Annotated in this window: 17 protein-coding genes; 3 read left to right on the top strand and 14 right to left on the bottom strand. The window is 70.5% G+C overall.

What is annotated here, in order from left to right; translation table 11 throughout:
• Positions 1–33: 33 nt before the first annotated feature.
• The 6 genes from AC1PK7_RS00945 to AC1PK7_RS00920 form a co-directional block, all read right to left on the bottom strand.
• Positions 34–828: a lysophospholipid acyltransferase family protein gene (locus AC1PK7_RS00945; RefSeq protein WP_019801786.1), complete on the bottom strand. Its 795-nt coding sequence runs from the start codon at positions 826–828 to the stop codon at positions 34–36.
• A gap of 113 nt (positions 829–941) precedes the next feature.
• Positions 942–1,361, bottom strand: a complete 420-nt coding sequence (locus tag AC1PK7_RS00940; protein ID WP_481099558.1) for a hotdog fold thioesterase — start codon at positions 1,359–1,361, stop codon at positions 942–944.
• A gap of 144 nt (positions 1,362–1,505) precedes the next feature.
• Entirely contained in the window at positions 1,506–3,500 is a 1,995-nt protein-coding gene (locus tag AC1PK7_RS00935) for a phospholipase D family protein (protein WP_481100820.1), read from the bottom strand.
• A gap of 11 nt (positions 3,501–3,511) precedes the next feature.
• Positions 3,512–4,132 carry a YceI family protein gene (locus AC1PK7_RS00930; RefSeq protein ID WP_481099557.1) on the bottom strand — a complete coding sequence of 207 codons (621 nt, stop codon included), beginning with the start codon at positions 4,130–4,132 and terminating at the stop codon, positions 3,512–3,514.
• Entirely contained in the window at positions 4,123–4,599 is a 477-nt protein-coding gene (locus tag AC1PK7_RS00925; protein WP_010340932.1) for a SixA phosphatase family protein, read from the bottom strand. The genes AC1PK7_RS00930 and AC1PK7_RS00925 overlap by 10 nt, the downstream gene beginning before the upstream one ends.
• Before the next feature lie 15 nt (positions 4,600–4,614).
• Positions 4,615–5,247, bottom strand: a complete 633-nt coding sequence (locus AC1PK7_RS00920; protein ID WP_010340933.1) for a ParA family protein — start codon at positions 5,245–5,247, stop codon at positions 4,615–4,617.
• A 142-nt stretch (positions 5,248–5,389) separates the two neighbouring features.
• Here AC1PK7_RS00920 and AC1PK7_RS00915 point away from each other — a divergent pair, with 142 nt between their 5' ends.
• On the top strand, positions 5,390–6,883 hold the full coding sequence (locus AC1PK7_RS00915; protein WP_420008524.1) for an AAA family ATPase: 1,494 nt from the start codon (positions 5,390–5,392) through the stop codon (positions 6,881–6,883).
• 219 nt (positions 6,884–7,102) lie between these two features.
• Here the strand turns inward: AC1PK7_RS00915 and AC1PK7_RS00910 are convergent, their stop codons facing one another.
• Both AC1PK7_RS00910 and AC1PK7_RS00905 read right to left on the bottom strand, forming a co-directional pair.
• Positions 7,103–8,017, bottom strand: a complete 915-nt coding sequence (locus AC1PK7_RS00910) for an AEC family transporter (RefSeq protein ID WP_481099556.1) — start codon at positions 8,015–8,017, stop codon at positions 7,103–7,105.
• A gap of 315 nt (positions 8,018–8,332) precedes the next feature.
• Positions 8,333–8,944, bottom strand: coding sequence for a tetratricopeptide repeat protein (locus AC1PK7_RS00905; RefSeq protein ID WP_481100819.1), 612 nt, complete (start codon positions 8,942–8,944; stop codon positions 8,333–8,335).
• A 190-nt stretch (positions 8,945–9,134) separates the two neighbouring features.
• Between AC1PK7_RS00905 and AC1PK7_RS00900 the strand changes: the two genes are divergently transcribed.
• Positions 9,135–12,857, top strand: coding sequence for an indolepyruvate ferredoxin oxidoreductase family protein (locus AC1PK7_RS00900; protein ID WP_481099555.1), 3,723 nt, complete (start codon positions 9,135–9,137; stop codon positions 12,855–12,857).
• 271 nt (positions 12,858–13,128) lie between these two features.
• On the top strand, positions 13,129–13,725 hold the full coding sequence (locus AC1PK7_RS00895) for a hypothetical protein (protein WP_481099554.1): 597 nt from the start codon (positions 13,129–13,131) through the stop codon (positions 13,723–13,725).
• A gap of 300 nt (positions 13,726–14,025) precedes the next feature.
• On the opposite strand, the gene AC1PK7_RS00890 is transcribed toward AC1PK7_RS00895, so the two are convergent.
• From AC1PK7_RS00890 to AC1PK7_RS00865, 6 genes are all read right to left on the bottom strand, one after another.
• The gene (locus AC1PK7_RS00890; protein ID WP_420008521.1) at positions 14,026–14,808 is read right to left on the bottom strand and encodes a hypothetical protein; all 783 of its coding nucleotides are present in this window, start codon (positions 14,806–14,808) and stop codon (positions 14,026–14,028) included.
• A gap of 215 nt (positions 14,809–15,023) precedes the next feature.
• Positions 15,024–15,626, bottom strand: coding sequence for a DUF938 domain-containing protein (locus tag AC1PK7_RS00885; protein WP_481099553.1), 603 nt, complete (start codon positions 15,624–15,626; stop codon positions 15,024–15,026).
• Positions 15,627–15,699: 73 nt separating this feature from the next.
• A complete protein-coding gene (locus tag AC1PK7_RS00880; RefSeq protein WP_481099552.1) occupies positions 15,700–16,524 on the bottom strand; it encodes an NYN domain-containing protein in 825 nt (274 codons plus the stop codon).
• A gap of 104 nt (positions 16,525–16,628) precedes the next feature.
• Positions 16,629–17,444, bottom strand: a complete 816-nt coding sequence (locus tag AC1PK7_RS00875; RefSeq protein WP_481099551.1) for an EcsC family protein — start codon at positions 17,442–17,444, stop codon at positions 16,629–16,631.
• Between the two features lie 121 nt (positions 17,445–17,565).
• Entirely contained in the window at positions 17,566–18,960 is a 1,395-nt protein-coding gene (locus AC1PK7_RS00870; protein ID WP_481099550.1) for an MFS transporter, read from the bottom strand.
• Between the two features lie 159 nt (positions 18,961–19,119).
• A complete protein-coding gene (locus AC1PK7_RS00865; protein WP_481099549.1) occupies positions 19,120–20,028 on the bottom strand; it encodes a DUF4424 family protein in 909 nt (302 codons plus the stop codon).
• Positions 20,029–20,082 lie beyond the last annotated feature (54 nt).

Genomic DNA, 20,082 nt, shown 5'->3' with positions numbered 1-20,082 from the left:
CGGTCAAGCGCGGCAGGGGCAGTGTCCCGCTGTTCAGGGTTGTGCCATCGCCGTGACGATGCGCGCGCGGGAGATCTCGGCAATGCGTCGGCGCCCTTCCACGTCCTGCAGCCGGATCGGCTCCAGGAAATGCACCTCGGCCACCCGCCCCGGCTCGCCGAGCAGGCGCAGGAAGTTGGCGAAGAAACTCTCGTGCGGGCCGAACGCGACGATCTGCTGCGCCGAGCCGCCGGCGCCGTAGCGCAGCGCCACCGGCTGCACCGCTACCTCGGCCTCGACCGCGGCCTGGAAGATGCGCGCGTGGAACGGCCCCACGTCCTGGCCGCTGCGGGTGCGCCCTTCCGGGAACACGCCGACCGAGCAGCCGGAGCGCAGCCGCTCCAGCATCGCCTGCAATACCCCGCCCAGCGACTCGGTGCTGCCGCGCTGGTGGAAGATGGTCTGCCCGCGCGCGGCCAGCCAGCCGACCAGCGGCCAGCCGGCGATCTCGCGCTTGGCGACGAAGCCCATCATGCGCTGGCTGTGCAGCATCACGATGTCGATCCAGCTGACGTGGTTGGCGACGAACAGCACCGGGTTGGGCAAGGGCGCGCCGATGCGGCGCACGCGCAGGCCGAAGATGCGCAGCAGCCAGGTCGACCACCAGCAGACCATGCGGTCGCCGAAGGATTCGGTGCCGGCGCGGCCGGGCGACAGCGCCATGCACACCAGCAGGAACGGCAGCGACAACAGCACGTGCAACGCCAGCAGCGGCACGCGGTAGCCGTAACGAACCCAGCGCAGCGCCCCACCGTATTGGCGCATGGCGGGTGGGGAGAACTCGCTCATCTGAACAAGGGTACCGGAAGCGGGGGCCTAGCGGAGAATTGTGTCACCCCGAAGACGCCGCCGCCGGCGCCACGGCAGCGCCTGCCGACGCAGGGTTCAGCCCGGAGCCGGACTCAGCCGCGGTCGACCACCGCCAGGGTCAGCCGCGACACGCACACCGGCTTGCCGGCCGCGTCCTCGATGTGGATCTCCCACACCTGCGTGGTCCGGCCCACGTGCAGCGGCCGCGCGGTGCCGGTGACCGTGCCGCTGCGCGCGGCGCGCAGGTGGTTGGCATTGATTTCCAGGCCCACGCAGATCCGCCCCGGCCCCACGCACAGGTTGCCGGCGGTGCTGCCCAGGGTCTCGGCCAGCACCACCGATGCACCGCCGTGCAGCAGCCCGTACGGCTGCCGCGTGCGCGCGTCCACCGGCATCGTCGCCCGCAGCCAGTCCGGCCCGGCCTCGGTGAAGACGATGCCCAGGTGCGCGATCAGGGTGTCGCGGCAATCGGTGTTGAGGACAGCGAGATCGGCAGGTTCGCGAAAGGACATTTGGGGGCCGGGATTGGGGATTCGGGATTGGGGATTGGCAAGAGCGGCATCTCCGCGGCGGACATTATCGCGCCTGCGCGAAGCATCCGGTCGCAGGGACCCGCTTTTGCCAATCCCGAATCCCCAATCCCGAATCCCCGCCCCTCAAAGAATCGGCACCAAGCCCGAGCCGAACGCGGTCAACATCCGCACCAGCAGCCACTTCGGGCCGACGTTGACCTCGGGGAAGTCGCCGACCGCGCTGTAGCAGCGGTGGAAGCCGGGGTCGCGCCGGGTCAGCGGCGCCGGGCAGCCGGGGCCGGGCTGGAATTCGTAGTCGGTGGCGTAGCGCCAGGGCCAGAAATCCAGAACCGGCAGCGCCTCGGAGACCTTGCCCATGCTGTAGTTCAGGCCCGACAGCACCGGCGGCTTGACCCGCGGCGCCACCACCCAGGAGTTCTCCGGCTCGATGTCGCGGCCGATGCTGGCCGCCAGCGCCTGCGCGAACGCCGGATCGTCGACGATCACCGCGCCCTCGGTGTTGTAGGTCTCGCTGCGCGGGTCGAAGTTGTGGGTGCCGATCACGCCGACGCGGCGGTCCACCACCAGCGACTTGGCGTGCAGGCCCATGCGCGCGCCCTCGCGGGTCACCGGCAACGGCCGGTTGGCGATGCGCCGGCTCAGGTAGGACGGGCGGGTCTCGGTGCGCAGCACGCGGCGCGCGACCTGGCTGCCGTCGGCGCGGTTGCCGGACGGCCCGCCACTGCCGCTGCCGAGCAGCGAACTGCGCCCGGCGGCGCTGCCGCCCAGCAGCGCGTTGCGTCCGCTGCCGGAATCGCCCTGGTTGTCGTCGCTGGCCGCCGCGGACGGCAACTCGCCCTGCAGCGGCGCCGGCAGCAGGTTGGCGTAGTCCACCGGCGCATCCAGCGGGAACGGCTTGTATTCGTAGATGTCGAAGCCGAGCTCGCGCAGGTTGCGGCGCTTGTACTTGTAGGACAGCGCGTACACCACCGGGTTGTCGGTGGCCGCCAGGCTGTTGGTGGCCACCACCACCCGCGGCGGCGGGGTGCGCTTGCGCAGGTCGCGGAAGATCTCCTGCGCCGGGTCCGACAGCACCAGGTACGGCGTCTGCAGGATGATCTCCTCGCGCGCGTCGGCGATCAGCCGGTCGAGCTTGGGCGCGGTGGAGATGGCCTTGGGGCCGTGTTCGCGGCGGTGCTTCTGCGGCAGGTCGGCGACGTAGTCCACATGCTTGACCGGCAGCGCCGGCAGCACGAAGGCGTTCTCCACGAAGGCCGGATCGGCCGCCTCCTCGCTGACCCGCTGCACCCGCTCCGGGCGCAGGAACTGCGCCGGCGGCATCGCCGGCACGCCCTCGCGCAGCAGCAGCTTGCCGACGTCGTTGAGCCGCGCCACCGGCACGCTGCGCCGCGCCGCCCAGTAGGCGTCGAAGTTGGCGGCCATCGACCGCGCCACGGGACCGGCCACCAGCACGTCGCGGTCGCGGAAGTTGTACTCGGCGTCCCAGTCGAAATAGTCGTCCTGGTAGTTGCGCCCGCCGACCACGCCGATCGCATCGTCGATCACCAGCAGCTTGTTGTGCATGCGCTGGTTGAAGCGGCGGAAGCAGCACAGCACGCTGGCGGCGTAATGGAAATAGTTGGGCTTGGCCAGGCCGAAGGTGGGGTTGTAGATGCGCAGCGAGAAGTTCTCGTGCGCGCCGGCCAGGGCGCCGAGGATCTGCAAGTCGGAGATCGCCGAGAGTTGGTCGATCAGTACCCGCACCTGCACGCCGCGCCGCGCCGCGGCCAGCAGCTCGTCCATCACCAGCCGCGCGCTGTCGTCCTTGTCGAAGATGTAGGTCTGCAGGTCGATGCTGCGGCTGGCGCTGCGGATCAGGTTGACCCGCGCCACCAGCGCTTCTTCGCCGTGGTCGAGGATGGTGGCGTAGTGGCGCGGCGCGCCGTCGCCGGACTGGGCGAAGGCCTTGCCGGCCAGCCCGCGCAGCGGCGAGGCCAGCGCGCAGTGGTCCCCGCGCGTACAGTCGATCTGGCGGTCGCGCGCGGCCTCGGCGATCGCCACGGCACGGCCGTGCTGCGCCTGCGACAGGCTCGCGCAGCCGCTGCCGAGCAGCAGCGCCACCACCACCAGCACCCGCATCCATCGTGATGTCACCGAGTGGACGCCTCGGTCAGGCGTGCGCGCAGCACGAAGGTGACCCGGTCGCTCAAGGCCAGATCCCACTTGTCCATTCCGTAACGTCCACGCAATACCGTACCGCGGCTGATGACGTCGCAATCATAGCCTGCGCGGGTGCATGCGGCCGGCATGACGGTCAGCGTCTCGGCGTGGCTGATCCCGCGGATGCTCAGGACGCCAGGGATCGGCCCGCCCTTGCCCAGCACCTGCGGCGAGAACGGCTGCGAGTCGAAGGACACGGTGGGGTAGCGCGGCGCGTCGAAGAAATCCTCGCCGCGCATCCAGCCGGTGTAGCGCGGCTTGCCGGGGATTTCCACGTAGGCGGTGAACAGGCGCAGGTGCACCTGATGGCGGCCATCGGGCAGCACGTGCACGGTGCCCTCGTAGCGCGGGAAGAAGCCTTCGATGCGCTGGCCGAAGCGGGTGCGGATCTCGAACCCGAAGCGCGACTGCGCCGGGTCCAGCGCGTACTCGCCGGGCGCCAGCAAAGCGGGCGTGACCTGCGCACAGGCGCTGGCGCACCACAGACACAACGGCAGCAGCGCGGCGCACAGCGCCCGCCGCAGGGACCTGCGCAGCGCGCTCAGGGCCACCAGAACGCGGTCAACCGCGCCACGCCCGGCTCGATCGCCGCGTCGTGCGGCACCCCGAGCACGGCGACGCTGGCGGTGGGCATGCCGCGGTAGTCGCCGGACTGGCCGCTGTGCATCAGTGCCGCCAGCCGCTCCAAGCCCGGGTTGTGGCCGACCAGCAACAGCCGCTCGACGTCGCGGTGGCCGTCCAGCAGGTCGGCCAGGGTGCCCGAGGTGGCCTCGTAGATGCGCGGCTCCAGGCGCTGCTCGACGTAGCCGGTCAGCTCCAGCACCGCCTCCAGGGTCTCGCGCGCGCGCCGCGCCGGCGAACACAGCACCCGATCCGGCACCAGCCGCTGCTCCAGCAGCCAGCGCCCGGCGGCCTCGGCCTCGGCCAGGCCGTGTGGGGACAGCGGCCGGTCGAAATCCGCCTGGCCGGTATCGGCCGGTTCGGCGTGGGCATGGCGCAGCAGGATCACTTCTCGCAAAACGATGGTCATCGGTCAGGCCTTCTTGAGCCACTTGAGCAACGGTTCCCAGTCCTGCTGGTGGTCGCGGACCTGGACGGAGTGGTAATCGAACAGGCTGCGGCCCAGCCCCACCAGCACCACGTAGGCCTGGCTGTCGCGCAGTTGCGCCACCACCGGGTAGGGCCATTCGCCCAGCATCTGCAGCGCCTGCTGGGTGGCGTTGGTCCAGGGCTTGCTGCGGTTGAGCACCAGCCCGACCGGCAGCTTGCGCTGGTGCACCCGCGGCACCTTGGCCAGGGTGTTGAGGAAGCCGACGGTGGCCTCGATGTCCAGCGCCGACGGCATCACCGGCACCACCACTGCGTCGGCCTCGTCGAGGAAGTGGCCCAGATCCTCGGCCATGGCGCCGGCGGCGGCATCGACGATCACCCGCTGCGCGTCGTCGGGCAGCGCCGCGCGCCAGCTGCGCTTGCGGCTGGCGTCGATCGGCAGCACCGCGCTGTCCAGGCCGGCGCGGCGTTCGGCCCAGCGGGTCGACGAGCCCTGCGGATCGGCATCGGCCAGCACCGTGCGCTTGCCGGCCAGCGCGTAGGACGCGGCCAGGTGCGTGGCGACCGTGGTCTTGCCCACGCCGCCCTTGGAGCCGGCCACCAGGATCGTCTTCATGCACGCCTCGCTTCCGGGGGAAGAAGCCGGAGCGTACACCGGCCCTACGTCAGCCGGTAGTCAACATGCAGCATGCCGGCCGGCAGCACGCCGGCCGCCGCCGAGCTTGCTATCGTGGCGGCCCCCTTCGGCTTCCGATGCCATGAGCGAACTGCAGGACCTGGTCGCGCTGATCCGCGCCAACACGCCCCTGATCGTGATCGAGACGCAGGAGGAGGCGCGCATCGTCGATCTGTTCCGGCAGGCCTTGATGCAGGTCTGGCGCGCCCTGCACCGCTGGTCGATCACCGAGGGCCTGCGCCGCATCGACCTGGACCGCGAGGATCCGCCGAGCGGGCCGCCGGACGCCAGTGCGGTGCTGCAGGCGATCAAGCAGGCCGATCAGCGCGGCATCTACCTGCTGCTCGACGTCACCCCGTACCTGGGCTATGCCAGCCACCAGCGCCTGCTGCGCGATATCGTCGAGCGCCGCCACTGCCAGCCGCACGTACTCGTGCTGATCGGCACGCGGATCGAACTGCCGGCCGAACTCGAGGCGCTGGCCACGCGCTTCAATCCGCGCCTGCCCGACGCCAACGCGCTGCTGAAGATGGTGCAGGAGGAAGCGCTGGGCTATGCGCGCGAATTCGGCGGACGCCGGGTGGAGGTCGACGGCGAGGCGGTCAAGCAGATCCTGCGCAACCTGCGCGGCCTCAGCCTGATCGACGCGCGGCGCATCGCCCGGCAACTGATCTACGCCGACGGCGCGCTCACCGCATCCGACCTGCCGCAACTGGCCAAGCTCAAGTTCGAACTGCTCAACCGCAGCGGCCACCTGCAGTACGACAACGACGCCACGCGCTTCGAGGACGTGGCCGGCGCGCGCCGGCTCAAGCAATGGATCGCGCAGCGCCGCGCGGTGTTCGCCGGCACCGCGCCGCCGGGGCTGGACCCGCCCAAGGGCGTGTTGCTGCTCGGCGTGCAGGGCTGCGGCAAGTCGATGCTGGCCAAGGCCACCGCCGCCGGCTTCGGCGTGCCGCTGCTGCGCCTGGACATGGGCGCGCTGTACGCCAAGTACCACGGCGAGACCGAGAAGAACCTGCGCGACGCGCTGGCCGCGGTCGAACAGCTGGCGCCGTGCGTGCTGTGGATGGACGAAATCGAGAAGGGCCTGGCCAGCGGCGGCGAGGACGGCGGCGTATCGCGGCGCGTGCTCGGCACGCTGCTGACCTGGATGGCCGAACGCGGCAATGCCGACGGCAGCGCCGCGGTGTTCATCGTCGCCACGGCCAACCAGGTGCACGAACTGCCGGCGGAACTGCTGCGCAAGGGCCGCTTCGACGAGATCTTCTTCGTCGACCTGCCCGATCCGCAGGCGCGCGTGGAGCTGTTGCGCCTGCACCTGACCCGGCGGCAACTGCACGCGGACGCGTTCGCGCTGCCGGCCTTGGCTGCCGCCGCCGACGGGTTCTCCGGCGCCGAGATCGAGCAGGCGATCGTCTCCGGACTGTATGCCGCGCATGCCGAACAGCGGCCGCTGGATACCGAGCTGTTGATGCAGGAGATCCGCACTACCCGACCGCTGTCGGTGCTGATGGCCGAGCAGGTGCAGGCGCTGCGCAGTTGGGCCAGCGGGCGGACGGTGCCGGCGGATTAGTTGCGGGCGGGCGGTGACACCGGGCAATGCCGCTGTGCGAGGCTGCGCCCCGACCCTCACCCCAACCCCTCTCCCGCGGGGAGAGGGGCTTACGCTTCTCCCTTCTCCCGTCGGGAGAAGGTGCCCCGAAGGGGCGGATGAGGGTACGACGCGCACGCCATGCCGATCGAGGCGCCGTCCTTTAGCCTCGACACCTTGCGGCGAGACGTGCCATCGCCGCTACCGCAACGCCCCCAACAACCACGCCCAAACCGGCAAGGTCACCAGCGACAGCAGAATGCCGTAGCCGACCAGGGCCGCGGCCAGGCGCGGCGCCAGGCGATGCGAGATCGCCAGCAGGGCGGCGGTGATCATGGTCGGCATGGCCGATTCCAGCACGTTGGCCTGCAGCGCCTGCCCGCGCAGGCCCAGCGCCCACGACAGCGGCCAGGCCAGGGCCGGCAGCACCAGCAGCTTCAACAGCAGGCCGGCGGCCAGCGGCGCCAGTTCCTCGCGCGGCAAGCGCAACTGGATGGAGAACCCCACCGCCAGCATCACCAGCGGCAGCATCGCGTCGGCCAGGTGCTGCAGGCCGGAGGCGATCCACGCCGGCGGCTGCGCCGGCATCAGCGTCAGCGCGAACAGCAGCGCCCACAGCGGCGGGAAGCGCGCCATCCGCAGCAGGGTCTGCCGCGGCGATGGCGGCGCCTCGCCGCTGTAGCGCGCCAGCACATACAGGCCGAAGCTGGACAGCAGCACGAAGGTGCCGAACTGGTCGTAGACCACCGCATACGGCAAAGCCGCCTCGCCGAGCAGCGCGCGCACCATCGGGTAGCCGATGAAGCTGGAATTGCCCAGTGCCACGCACAACAGCAGCACCGCCTGCTGCTCGCGGCGCAGCCGCAGCGGCCCGCGCAGGGCCAGCATCGCCAGCGCGCTCACGCCGGTCAGCAGCCACGGCGTCAGCATCAATCCGAGCAGTTCCAGGTTGAACTGCAGGCGCGGCACGTAGATCAGCACCGAGGCCGGCAGGCACAGATACAGCACGACCCCGTTGAGCACCTCGGTGGTGTTGGCCGGCAGCACGCGCAGGCGCGCGAACAGCTTGCCGAGCGCCAGCATGGCCAGAATCAGGGCAAAGGCATCGAAGGCCATCGCGACAACGCAACTCGACGAGAATCGGCCCGCATCATCGCATGCGCTGTGTGGACGCGATGGAGGCGCGGCCGCGTGCCGGCGCATGCACATCAAGATGGCGATCGCGCTCCGCCACGCGGCGGGCACGGCGGCCTACAAGCACCGCGTCGGCAGCGCCTGCATGGGCGATATAACCCGCGGCGCGACGCATTGGGACGCACGCGCGCGTTGTGCGTCGAACGGCAGGGAACGCGACAGCGCCACCCGTGCGCGCCGTCGACGCACGCCTCGAGGTGCGTCCTACCTGCCGCGGTAGGCGCGCTGCGCGCCGACTCAGGGCCAGGCCGGCGGCGCGGCCTTCCAGGCGGCCTGCACTTCGGCAAGAGTGGCACGCTCGTCGTCGCGCCAGGTCGGCAGCAAGGCCGCGAAATCGGCCGTGGCGCCCCATTTGTCCGGCCAGGTGCGCGCCGCCGCGGCATACCACTTCACCGCCTCGTCCTTGCGCTGCAAGCGCCACAACGCCAGCGCCAGGGTCGGCGGCAGCCAGTCCGGCGCGGCCGGGCGACCGTTGACCAGCGCGCCCCACTGCGCCAGCGCGCGCGCCGGGTCGCCGGCACGCAGCAGGTCCCAGCCGTAGTTCCACTGCACCTGGCGCCGCTGCACACCGGCGGGCAGCCCGTGCAACGCGGCCTGGTACAGCTGTTCGCCCAGTTCCTGGCGGCCGCCGGCCATGGCGATGCCGGCCAACTGCGCGCGCGCTTCGTTGGCGTCGGGGTCGCGCTGCACGGCGCTGGCCAGGCGATCGACCAGGGCCTCGCCGCTGCCGGCGATGGCGGTGACCGGACGCGTGGTGCTGCGGTCTTCGTCGAAATAGAACTCTTTCGGTGCCGGCAATGCCTGCGCCCGCACGCTGGCCGCGGCGGCCAGCCCGATGCAGGCCAGCATCGCGGCCGCTGCGTATGTGTATGCCTTCACTGCTGCAATCCCCTGGAGTGATCCCCTCACCCGGGTCCCATCCTACCCCGGCGGGGCCGACGTGGACGAGAACGAGCGCAAAAATCGCCGCTGATACAATCGGGACGATCGCGCGCGGCAGGCGCTGCGCGCCCGCCAGCCTTCCATTTCCGGGCAAGCCATGAACCGCATCGCCGATCCGCGTCCGTCGTCCTCCCTCGCCGCAGCGGCCGCTGGCGGCGTGGATACCGGCTATACGCTGGAAGACAAGTACACCCGTACCGACGGCCGCATCTACCTGTCCGGCGTGCAGGCGCTGGTGCGGCTGCCGCTGATGCAGCAACTGCGCGACCGCGCCGCCGGGCTGAACACCGGCGGTTTCGTCAGCGGCTATCGCGGCAGCCCGCTGGGCGGGTTCGACCTGGAACTGTGGCGCGCGCGCAAGCACCTGGACGCGGCCAACGTGGTGTTCAAGCCTGGCCTCAACGAGGACCTGGGCGCGACCATGGTCTGGGGCACGCAGCAGACCAACCTGTTCCCCGGCGCGCGCGTGGATGGCGTGTACGCCATGTGGTACGGCAAGGGCCCGGGCGTGGACCGCTGCGGCGACGTGTTCAAGCACGGCAATGCCGCCGGCACCTCGCGCCACGGCGGCGTGCTGGCGTTGGCCGCCGACGACCACGCCTGCCGCAGTTCGACCCTGCCGCACGGCTCGGAGGACGAGTTCGTCAGCGCGATGATGCCGGTGCTCAACCCGGCCGGGGTGCAGGACATCCTCGACATGGGCCTGCTCGGCTGGGCGATGAGCCGCTACACCGGGCGCTGGATCGGCTTCAAGACCATCGCCGAGACGGTGGAATCCTCGGCCTCGGTGCAGGTGGACCCGTTCGCGCGGCAGATCGTGCTGCCAGAGGATTTCGAGCTGCCGCCGGGCGGGCTCAACATCCGCTGGCCGGATCCGCCGCTGGACCAGGAAATGCGCCTGCATCGTTATGCGGTGCGTGCGGCGCAGGCCTTCGCCCGCGCCAATGGCATCGACCGCACGGTGATGGACGCGCCGCAGGCGCGGCTGGGCATCGTCACCACCGGCAAGAGCTACCTGGACGTGCTGCAGGCGCTGGAATACCTGGGCCTGGACGCGGACGCCTGCGCGCGCATCGGCATCCGCGTGTACAAGGTCGGCATGACCTGGCCGCTGGAGCCGCTGGGCATCGCCGCGTTCGCGCGCGGGCTGCAGGACATCGTCGTGGTGGAGGAGAAGAAGGCCTTCATCGAGCGGCAGATGAAGGAGCAGTTCTACAACTGGCCGGCCAGCGCCGGCCCGCGCCCGAGCATCGTCGGCAAGTACGACGAGGCCGGCGAATGGATCCTGCCGTCCACCGGCGAACTGACCCCGGCCACCATCGCCGGAGTGATCGGCCAGCGCATCCTGCGCCTGCCGCAGTCCGCCGCGCTCGACACCGACTCGATCCAGCAGCGGCTGCGCTGGATGGAGGCCAAGGAAGCGGAAATGGCGCTGCCGCGCGCCAACTTCCCGCGCGTGCCGCACTACTGCTCCGGCTGCCCGCACAACACCTCCACGGTGGTGCCGGAGGGCTCGCGCGCGCTCGGCGGCATCGGCTGCCACTACATGGTGACGTGGATGGACCGCGCCACCGACACCTTCACCCACATGGGCGGCGAAGGCGTCACCTGGGCCGGGCAGGCGCCGTTCACCGACACCCCGCACGTGTTCCAGAACCTGGGCGACGGCACCTATTTCCACAGCGGCTCGCTGGCGATCCGCCAGTCGATCGCCGCCGGCGTCAACATCACCTACAAGATCCTCTACAACGACGCGGTGGCGATGACCGGCGGGCAGCCGGTGGACGGCACCCTCAGCGTGCCCGACATCGCCCGGCAGATGCGCGCCGAGGGCGTGCACACCATCGCCCTGGTCAGCGACGACATCGGCAAGTGGACGCGGCGCCGCGAGCTGTTCCCCAGCGACGTGGACTTCCACGACCGCAGCGAGCTGGACGCGGTACAGCGGCGGCTGCGCGAGGTCAAGGGCACCAGCGTGCTGATCTACGACCAGACCTGCGCCACCGAGAAGCGGCGCCGGCGCAAGCGCGGCAAGCTGCCCGATCCGCCCAAGCGCGTGCTGGTCAACTCGCTGGTCTGCGAAGGCTGCGGCGACTGCGGCGAGAAGAGCTTCTGCGTGTCGGTGCTGCCGAAGGAGACCGAATACGGACGCAAGCGCCAGATCGACCAGTCCAGTTGCAACAAGGACTACTCCTGCGTGTCCGGGTTCTGCCCCAGCTTCGTCACCGTGCACGGCGGGCAGCCGCGCAAGGGCCGCAAGGCCGAGGCCGCGGCGCTGCTGGAGCAGTTGCCGGCGCCGAACTTCCGCAGCGACCTTAGCCAGCCCTGGAACATCCTCATCACCGGCGTCGGCGGCACCGGCGTGGTCACCATCGGCGCGCTGCTGGGCATGGCCGGGCATCTGGAGGGCAAGGGCGCCAGCGTGCTCGACCAGACCGGCCTGGCGCAGAAGGGCGGCGCGGTCACCACGCATATCCGCATCGCGCGGCAACCGGAAGACCTGCACGCGGTGCGCATCGCCGCCGGCGAAGCCGACCTGGTGCTGGGCTGCGACATGGTCGTGGTCAACGATTACTGGGCGCTGTCCAAGGTGCGCGGCGACCGCTCGCAGGTGGTGCTGAACACCTACGAGGCGATGCCCGGCACGTTCACCACGCATCCGGACATGCAGTTCCCGGCCGCCGACATCATTGCCGGCGTGCGCCTGGCGCTGGGCGGGCGCGATCCGCTGCTGCTCGACGCCACGCAACTGGCCACCGCGCTGCTCGGCGACGCCATCGCCAGCAACCTGTTCATGCTCGGCTACGCCTGGCAGCAGGGCCTGGTGCCGCTGTCGCACGCGGCGCTGATGCGCGCGATCGAACTCAACGGCGCGGCGGTGGCGATGAACCAGCAGGCGTTCGCCTGGGGTCGCCTGGCGGCGCTGGACCTGCCGGCGGTGCGACGCGCGGCGGGTCTTGCCGATCCGGCTGCGGACGAAGGCGAACGCCAGGCGCTGGGCCTGCAGCAACTGCCGCCGGGCGAGTGGGAAGGCCACGAGGCCGGCGCGAGCGCCGCTCCGCGCAATCCGTCCAATCCGCGTCCGGCGCGCGAATTGCCGGCTGCCGCCGACAGCGGCGATGCCGGGCACGCGCCGCTGGACGACAGCCGCCTGTCGCGCTCGCTGCACGAGTTGGTCGCGCGCCGCCACGCCTTCCTGGTCGACTACCAGGACGCCGCCTACGCCGCGCGCTACACCGCGCTGGTGGAGCGCGTGCGCGCCGCCGAGCAGCGCGTGGCCCCGGCCTCGACCGCGCTCACCGAAGCGGTGGCACGCTACGCGTTCAAACTGATGGCCTACAAGGACGAGTACGAAGTGGCGCGGCTGTACACCAGCGGCGCGTTCGCGCAGCAGCTGCAGGCGCAATTCGAAGGCGACTACCGCCTGCGCTTCCACCTGGCGCCGCCGCTGCTGGCGAAGAAGGACGAACACGGCCGGCTGCGCAAGCGCGAATACGGCCCGTGGATGTTCACCGCGTTCAAGTGGCTGGCCAAGCTGCGCCGGTTGCGCGGTGGCGCCTTCGACGTGTTCGGCTATAGCGCCGAGCGCCGCGGCGAACGGCAACTGATCGCCGACTACCTCGCCACCGTGGACGAACTGCTGCAGCGGCTGCAGGCCGACAACCTGGCGCTGGCGGTGCAGATCGCCAGCATCCCGGAACACATCCGCGGCTACGGCCACGTCAAGGAAGCGCATCTGCACGAGGCCAAGCAGCGCGAAGCGCGGCTGCTGGCGACCTGGCGCAATCCGAAGGCGCTGCATATCGTGCAGGCGGCCTGAGCGGGGGACGAACGCTTGTCGCCGTGCAGCGGCGGCGCAGTGGCAGCATCGAAGGCGTCTGACCGAACGCGGCGCGGCCGGCGCCTCGCCTGCCGCCCTCCCGCGTTCCCTGGCATCCGTGCATCTGCTGCAGGGGTGGCTGCAGCCGCGACCCGACTCCAGCAGCACGCAGGACGGCAGCATCGCCCAGGGCAGCCGGCCTTGGACATCATCCGCGCGTTGCGTGGATCGCCAGCGATCCACGACCGCATCACCCTCGAAGGAACATCGCGTGAAGCGTTTGGTCAAACTCGTATGCGTGGCGCTGGTGGGCGCCATCCTGCTGTTCTACCTGCTGGCGGAGCACGCCGGCCCCTGGATCATGCCGCGGTTCATCACGATCCGTGTCGTGGCGGGACCCGATCGGCCGCTCTCGGGCGCGAGGATTCGCGTCCTGCAGGACGTGTGGTCGATCCCGTGCCTGAGCTACATGGGGATCTCCGGCGCGAGTTGCGCGTCGGGCAAATGGACGGTCTTCCATGGCCGCCTCGATCGCAACGGCGAAGCGCGGGTGTTGGTCTTTCAGGCGGTGGGGCTGCAGGCGGACTCGTATATCGCCTGCATCAATGGCAACCAGTACGAGGGCTACATCGCCTACACCGAGTGGCCAGAGCAACAGGACGTGCAACGCCTCACCCTGGACTACAAGCGCCTGGAGCAGCAACGAACAGGTTGCATGAACGGCTATGGAGAAGAACCGCTGGCAGCCCCGGCATGGTGGGATGCGGCGTTGAAGGAAGACGCCGAAGCGGATGCGCAGGCGGACGATCCGTTGCAATCGACGGCGCAACAACCTGCGGAGAGTTCGCCGACGTCGGACGGACCGTAGCGCCAGCCTGTAGGAGCGGCTTCAGCCGCGACATGCCATGTCCCCGGTGGCTATGCAGCCTGTGCCAGCGCCTTCCCGCGCACCACTACCATGCAGATGGATGCCGGTCGATCGCGATGCTGTCGATGACGGAAAGGTTTGCGCATCGGGACTGAAGTCCCTCCCACATGGTTGCTTCCGCACACTCCGTATACGGCACAGCGGCCCTAGGCGAGCGGCCGCTGTGTCGTATGGAGACGTCACTCGGTCGAGTGCCGGGCGGCAACCCGAGCGAAGGCACTCAACGGAACGAACGTCGAATCAGACCCGCGGATCGGGCGGGTTGCCGCGGCCCGGGCGATCGTAGCGATCCGAATCGAAGGCTTCGCGTACGGCGGCCTTGGCCTGCGCCCAGCTCAGCCGCGAGCGATCCTTGGCGCGCTCCCAACCGCTTTCCAGATCCGTGTCCAGGCGGTCGTCCCAGACCCGGTCGCGGTAGCGGCTGCGCGCCTGCACGCCGTAGCGGTAGGCCGGGCGGTAGTCGTCGTAGCTGCTGTCGGTCTCGCGGTAGTCCACGGTGTCGAAGCGATCGGCGTAGTAGCGGTCGCTGTCCTCGTAGGTGCGGTAGGTGGCATCGGCGCGCTCCCAGGAATCGCGCGCGGCCAGCTTCGCCTCGTCCCACTCCAGGCGCGAGTCGCCGCGGCGCGTGCCCCAGTCGTGCGACAGTTCGCGCTCGTGTTCGTCCCACGTGCGCGAGGGATACTGCTCGCGGGCCTGCAGGCCCAGGCCGTAGGCCGCGGCGTAGTCGCGATCGTAGTCGTAATCGGCCTTGGCGTAGTCGCGGTTGCGGTATTCCTCGCGCCAGTAGGCGTCTTCGCCGGTGGGATCGATGCGCTCGGCCACGCCCTTGCCCGCAGCCGCGCCAGCGACCACGCCCACCGCTGCGCCGATCAAGGTGCCAAGCGGCCCGAACACGGTGCCGGCCAGTGCGCCCGCGGCCACGCCGCCGGCGGTGCCGCCGATACCGACTCCGACCGGATGCGAACCCGGGGTGCCGGAGATCGGGTCGCGATTGAGATCGCGGGCTTTGTCGTTGTTGTCCATGGGAACGCTCCGTGGCGAAGGAAGGAAGCACCGGCCGCAGGCCCGTTCGGCGGCGGCGGGTGTCGACGCACAGTCGCAAGCGCGCGGTGAATCCGCCGTGGCACAGTGGTGAACCCGTCATGAGGGGCACGGCACGCTTTCGTCACCTGGACGCAACGCGCCGCCGTCGGGCCGATCGCGCACCCGGTTCAGATCGTCGTCGCGGTCAGCCGCGCCTAGCCGCGGCGCCAGACCAGGCAACGGTTGTTGGCCGGCATCGCCACGTCTTCCTGCAACGTCAGGCCCTGCGCCTGCGCCAGCGCGTCCACCGCCTCGGCATCGCGGATGCCGCTGGCCGGGTCGCGCGCCTTCAGCCACGCATCGAAGTCGCGATTGCTGTCGCTGGTGAAAGCGCCGCCGTAATTGAACGGCCCATACACCACCAGCATGCCGTCGGCGCTGGCGGCAAGCAGTTGGCCGACCCCGGCGAAGAACGCCTGCACCGCGTCCCAGCCCATGATGTGCAAGGTATTGGAGGTGAACACCGCATCGTAGCCGGTGTGCGGCCACGGCCCCTCGCGCACGTCCAGCGCCAGCGCCGGCGGCGTGTTCGGCAGGCCTGCCGCCGCCAGCCACTGCGCGATGCCGGGCAGGTGCTCGGCGCGCTCGCTGCATTGCCAACTCAAATGCGGCAGCGCCGCGGCGAAATGCACCGCGTGCTGGCCGGTGCCGCTGCCGATCTCCAGCACATGGCGGCGACCGGCGAAGTGCCGCTGCAGCACCCGCAGGATCGGATCGCGGTTGCGGTCGCAGGACGGGGCGTAGGGTCGATCGCTCATCGTGTCGTGCACCTGTGTGTGCCGTTGCGTGCCGCGACGGCACGCACCAGCGCGAATGGCAGCGACTGACGGCTCATCCGCGCGAGCGCACGAAGATGCGCTTGCCGCCGCCCTCGTTGCCGCGCTCTTCCAGTTCGAAATGCGTCGACAGCCGACGCAGCAGGTCGCTGAGCTTCTTGTGCCCGTACAGGCGCGGATCGAAATCCGGGCGCACCTTGTTCAGATAGCTGCCGACGCTGCCCAGCCCGGCCCAGCCCTGGTCGTCGGAGGCTTCCTCGATGGCTTGGCGCAGCAGGGTCAGCGGCGCCTGCTTGGTCTCGTTGGCGGCGGGCGTCGGCTCGGGTTTGGCCGGCGTCGCGGCCGGCTTCTTGCGGCCCTTGGCCGCCGGCTTGGCGGCCGCAGCGGCGGGCTTGGCCGGTTCGGCGGCGCTGGCCTCGCTGCGCAGCACTTCGGTGTAGATGAACTTGTCGCAGGCCTGCACGAACGCATCCGGGGTCTTGCGCTCGCCGAAGCCGTACACCGTCGGCCCCTCCTCGCGCAGGCGCTGCGCCAGGCGGGTGAAGTCGCTGTCGCTGGAGACCAGGCAGAAGCCGTCGAAGCGGCCGGTATAGAGCAGGTCCATCGCGTCGATGATCAGCGAGCTGTCGGTGGCGTTCTTGCCGCTGGTGTACGCGAACTGCTGCACCGGGCTGATCGAGTGCTTCAGCAGCGCCTGCTTCCACTGGGTCATGCGCGTGCTGGTGAAATCGCCATAGATGCGCTTGACGCTGGCCAGGCCGTACTTGGCGACTTCGGCCAGGAGGCCTTCGATCACCGACGGCTGCGCGTTGTCGGCATCGATCAGCACCGCCAGCCGCGGCTGGTCGTCGTCGCTTTCGGAACGGTGGCGGGTTTTCATGGCGTGCACCTGCGACAAGGAAAGATCGGGAGAAGCGTGGAAGCGGTCACCACTGTGCCAGCGCGCGCTGCCCACAGCCAGCGCAATGCGGCGACCACCATGACTCATCGCCCTGCCGGCAGCGCCTCGTAGGCCTGGCGCACCGCGGCCTCGCCGTAGCGGCGTTCCAGCCGGCGCACGGTGAAGTGGCCGCGCGCCATCGCCTGGAAGTGGGCGATGAACACCGTGTTGAGCAGCGCGCCGCTGGCCGCGCCGACCAGCGGCACCGCCTGCGCCGCCAGCTTCTCGCTGACCGTCACCGAGAACTTGGCGGCGATGCGCGACAGCAGCGACACCAGCACCGGCGCGCCCTTGCTGCCCAGGCCATGCGCGGCGATGTACTGCGCGGCGGCGCTGAGTTGCTGCGCCATCGCCGCACGCACCGCGAAGTAGCCCGATTCGCTGCCGTCGTCGCGCTGGCTGCGGCCGCCATGCGCCAGCACTTCCAGGCAGGCCAGGGCGGTCGCCGGATCGTCCAGGCGCTCGCCCTCGGCGCGGGCGATGTCGGCGATCGAACGCAGCATCAGCGTGGTGGTCAGCGGCAGTTCCACCACCAGCCCGGGCAGGCCGAAGAAGCCGCCGGCGGCGCCGGTCGCCGCCACCGCGGCGCCATGCAGGCGCGGCCGTGCGCGTTCCGGCGCCTGCCCACGCAGGGTCAGCAGCGCCGAGCGCAACGCCACCCGCAGCGCGCGCTGGCTGACCGCATCGATGCGTGAGGACAGCATCTTCGGCAGGCGCTTGTTGATCAGCGCCTCGATCGGCGCGCCCACCGCATTGGCGATCTTCGCCGCCAGGCCGGGGTGCTCCAGCAGGGCGCGCGCCTGGGCCAGGTCGCGGTGGTCGGCGGCATCCATCACGGGGACGGGCAGTAGCGTGGTCATGGCCGAAGCTCGTGGCGAGGGAACCGACAGCATGCACCGGGCGGCGGTGGCATGGTGTCGAGAGCCGATGACCGGTGCGGGACGTTCAGCGGTCGGCGCGCCCGTTCGCCCAGGGCCAGCCCTAGATCCGCTCCAGCGCGCGCTGGCGGGTGCGCGGTCCGAACCGGCCCACCACCCCGGCGGCAATCAGCAGGCTGGCGGCGATGAAGCCGAGCACGCCGCGATGGCCGGTGCGGTCCAGCAGCATGCCGATCAGCAGGCTGCTGGCGGCGGTAGACAGGCGGCTGAAGGAATAGCAGAACCCCACCGCGCGGGCACGCAGCGCAGTGGGGAACAATTCGGCCTGGTAGCCGTGGTAGGCGAAGCTCATCCAGGCATTGCAGAAGGTGACCGCCGCGCCGCAGGCGATCAACAGCAGCGGCTGGCTCTGCCAGGCGAACAGCAGGCCGAACAGCATCGCACCCAGCGCCGACGCCACCACCTGCCACTTGTTCTCCCAGCGCTGCGCCACGCCCATCAGCAGCAGCGGCGCCACGGGATACGCCAGCGAGATGGCGAAGGCGTAGCCGAGCCCGTGCACGCTGTCGGCGCCTTGCCGCGCCAGCAGCGCCGGCAGCCAGTTGCCGAAACCGAAGAAACCGATCGCCTGGAAGATATGGAAGGTCACCAGCATCGCCATGCGGCGCCGGTACGGGGGCTGCCATAGCGCGGAAAAGCGCGGCGGCGGCGCAAGGGAGACAGGTAGCGGCTCCGGCGCCGGCAACGGTCCCCCCAGGTCGGCAGCACAGCGCGCCTCCAGCCGCTGCAGCACCGCGTCGGCCTCCGCATGCCGGCCCTGCGTCGCCAGCCAGCGCGGCGACTCCGGCAGGCGACTGCGCAGCCACCACACCGCCAGCGCGAAGCCGCCGCTGAGCAGTGCCACCCAACGCCAGCCGCTCAGGCCCAGCGGCGCGTGCGGCACCAGCGCCCAGGCGCTCAGCGCCACCGCCGGCACCGCCAGGAACTGCACGCAGAACGCCAGCGCGAACGCCGCGCCACGCATCTGCCGCGGCACCATTTCCGACAGATAGGTGTCGATGGTGACCAGTTCCACGCCCAGGCCGATGCCGACCACGCCGCGCCACAGGATCACCCCCAGCGCGCTGTGCTGCAGGCCCATCGCCACGGTCGCCACGCTGTACCAGAGCAGCGCGAAGGAGAACACCGCGCGGCGTCCGACACGATCGACCAGCGGGCTGAGCAGGCTCGCGCCGAGGAACAGGCCCAGGAAGGTCGCCGAGGCGAACGCGGCCTGGTCGGCGATGCCGAATACCCCCGCCGCACCCTCGGCGAAGATGCCGTCGCGCAGCAGGCCGGGGCTGAGGTAGGCGGTCTGGAACAGGTCGTACAGTTCGAAGAAGCCGCCCAGCGCCAGCAGCGCCACCAGGCGCCACAGGGTGTGGGTGGGCGGCAGGCGCTCCATGCGCGCCGCGACCAGGGCGACGGGATCGGAAGCGGCAACGGCGACATCGCGCATGCGGGTGGGTCCTGGGGGGAGGAAACGCGCCGCCGCATGCTGCCCGATCCGCCGCCGCGCGCGCCACCGCGTCGAGCCAGAACTGCCGATCGCGCCGCATCGGCGTTCAGCCGGGTGTCGGCTTCGGTGCGACCGGACACGGCGGGTGCCGGCAACGGATCAGCGCAGGAACAGAATGTCCAGGTCGCGGTCGGGCATGAAATCACGCTGGCGGAACTCGAAAGTGAGCGCATCGGTGCGCTGCAGGTCGCCGTCGAAGCACAGGCTGAGCAGGTCGCCGGGGGTGCGCTTCTTCAGGGTCAGGTGGAAGTCCTGGATCGGCCCCTTCCAGTTGGCGCCGGTGCGCAGCACGTAGCGCAGGTTGCTCCACTGCAGGCCGTTGGCGCCGGCGCGGCGGCGCAGGCGCTGCTGGGTGGCGGCGTCCAGGCAGGTGGGCTTGGCGTACTCGCCGATCAGATCGCTGGCGGGCATCGGCACGCCGGTGGCGACGCTGGGCACGTAGCTGTGGCGGATCGCCACCGTGCCGCCGGCGGGAAAGCGCTGCTGCCAGACGAAGTATTCGCTGAGGGTGAAGCGCGGCTGCCCGTCCGCATCGAACCAGCGCGCGGGCAGCGGCTTGCGGCCGGCCGGGACGTTGCCGCTCTCGACGTACTCGGCCAAGTCGTCCGGCGTCCAGCCGCTGGCCGCCCAGGCACGCGAGATGTCGCTGCCGTCAAGCTTCGCCACCAGCCGGCGCTCGGTGCGCACCGGCTTGCCGTCCACCCACAGCTTGAAGTCGGTGAGCGCACTGTGGTCGGCCATGCCGAAGTACATCGGCGGCATCGGGAAAGCGATCGGCACCAGCAGCTCGCGCGTGCTGGTGTTGGTGAACACGTAGTCCACCTGCACCCGATCCTCGCTGATGAACAGGTCTTCCTTGCTCATGCGGATGTCCGGCTGGCGGATCAGCTCAATGGAGCCATTGGCGTCGCCGATGCTGCTGTCGTTGGCGTAGGCAGCAGCGGCAGCGAACAGCAAGCACGACAGCAGCGAGGGCAGCAGGCGGCGCGGCAAAGCGTTGGCAATCATGGCGTCGACGATCGGCAAGAGAAGTCACAGCGGCCGCCGCGCGGCAGCGGCGAA

The sequence above is a fragment of the Xanthomonas sp. NCPPB 3174 genome (genome assembly GCF_056725205.1).
This window is presented reverse-complemented; position numbering and strand designations above follow the sequence as displayed.

Excerpts from the sequence above, each read along its gene's own strand:
- AC1PK7_RS00910 (WP_481099556.1), bottom strand. The coding sequence starts at position 8,017 with ATGGCCTTCGATGCCTTTGCCCTGATTCTGGCCATGCTGGCGCTCGGC.
- AC1PK7_RS00945 (WP_019801786.1), bottom strand. The coding sequence starts at position 828 with ATGAGCGAGTTCTCCCCACCCGCCATGCGCCAATACGGTGGGGCGCTG.
- AC1PK7_RS00940 (WP_481099558.1), bottom strand. The coding sequence starts at position 1,361 with ATGTCCTTTCGCGAACCTGCCGATCTCGCTGTCCTCAACACCGATTGC.
- AC1PK7_RS00865 (WP_481099549.1), bottom strand. The coding sequence starts at position 20,028 with ATGATTGCCAACGCTTTGCCGCGCCGCCTGCTGCCCTCGCTGCTGTCG.
- AC1PK7_RS00915 (WP_420008524.1), top strand. The coding sequence starts at position 5,390 with ATGAGCGAACTGCAGGACCTGGTCGCGCTGATCCGCGCCAACACGCCC.
- AC1PK7_RS00885 (WP_481099553.1), bottom strand. The coding sequence starts at position 15,626 with ATGAGCGATCGACCCTACGCCCCGTCCTGCGACCGCAACCGCGATCCG.
- AC1PK7_RS00890 (WP_420008521.1), bottom strand. The coding sequence starts at position 14,808 with ATGGACAACAACGACAAAGCCCGCGATCTCAATCGCGACCCGATCTCC.
- AC1PK7_RS00870 (WP_481099550.1), bottom strand. The coding sequence starts at position 18,960 with ATGCGCGATGTCGCCGTTGCCGCTTCCGATCCCGTCGCCCTGGTCGCG.
- AC1PK7_RS00920 (WP_010340933.1), bottom strand. The coding sequence starts at position 5,247 with ATGAAGACGATCCTGGTGGCCGGCTCCAAGGGCGGCGTGGGCAAGACC.
- AC1PK7_RS00935 (WP_481100820.1), bottom strand. The coding sequence starts at position 3,500 with ATGCGGGTGCTGGTGGTGGTGGCGCTGCTGCTCGGCAGCGGCTGCGCG.
- AC1PK7_RS00875 (WP_481099551.1), bottom strand. The coding sequence starts at position 17,444 with ATGACCACGCTACTGCCCGTCCCCGTGATGGATGCCGCCGACCACCGC.
- AC1PK7_RS00905 (WP_481100819.1), bottom strand. The coding sequence starts at position 8,944 with ATGCTGGCCTGCATCGGGCTGGCCGCCGCGGCCAGCGTGCGGGCGCAG.
- AC1PK7_RS00880 (WP_481099552.1), bottom strand. The coding sequence starts at position 16,524 with ATGAAAACCCGCCACCGTTCCGAAAGCGACGACGACCAGCCGCGGCTG.
- AC1PK7_RS00900 (WP_481099555.1), top strand. The coding sequence starts at position 9,135 with ATGAACCGCATCGCCGATCCGCGTCCGTCGTCCTCCCTCGCCGCAGCG.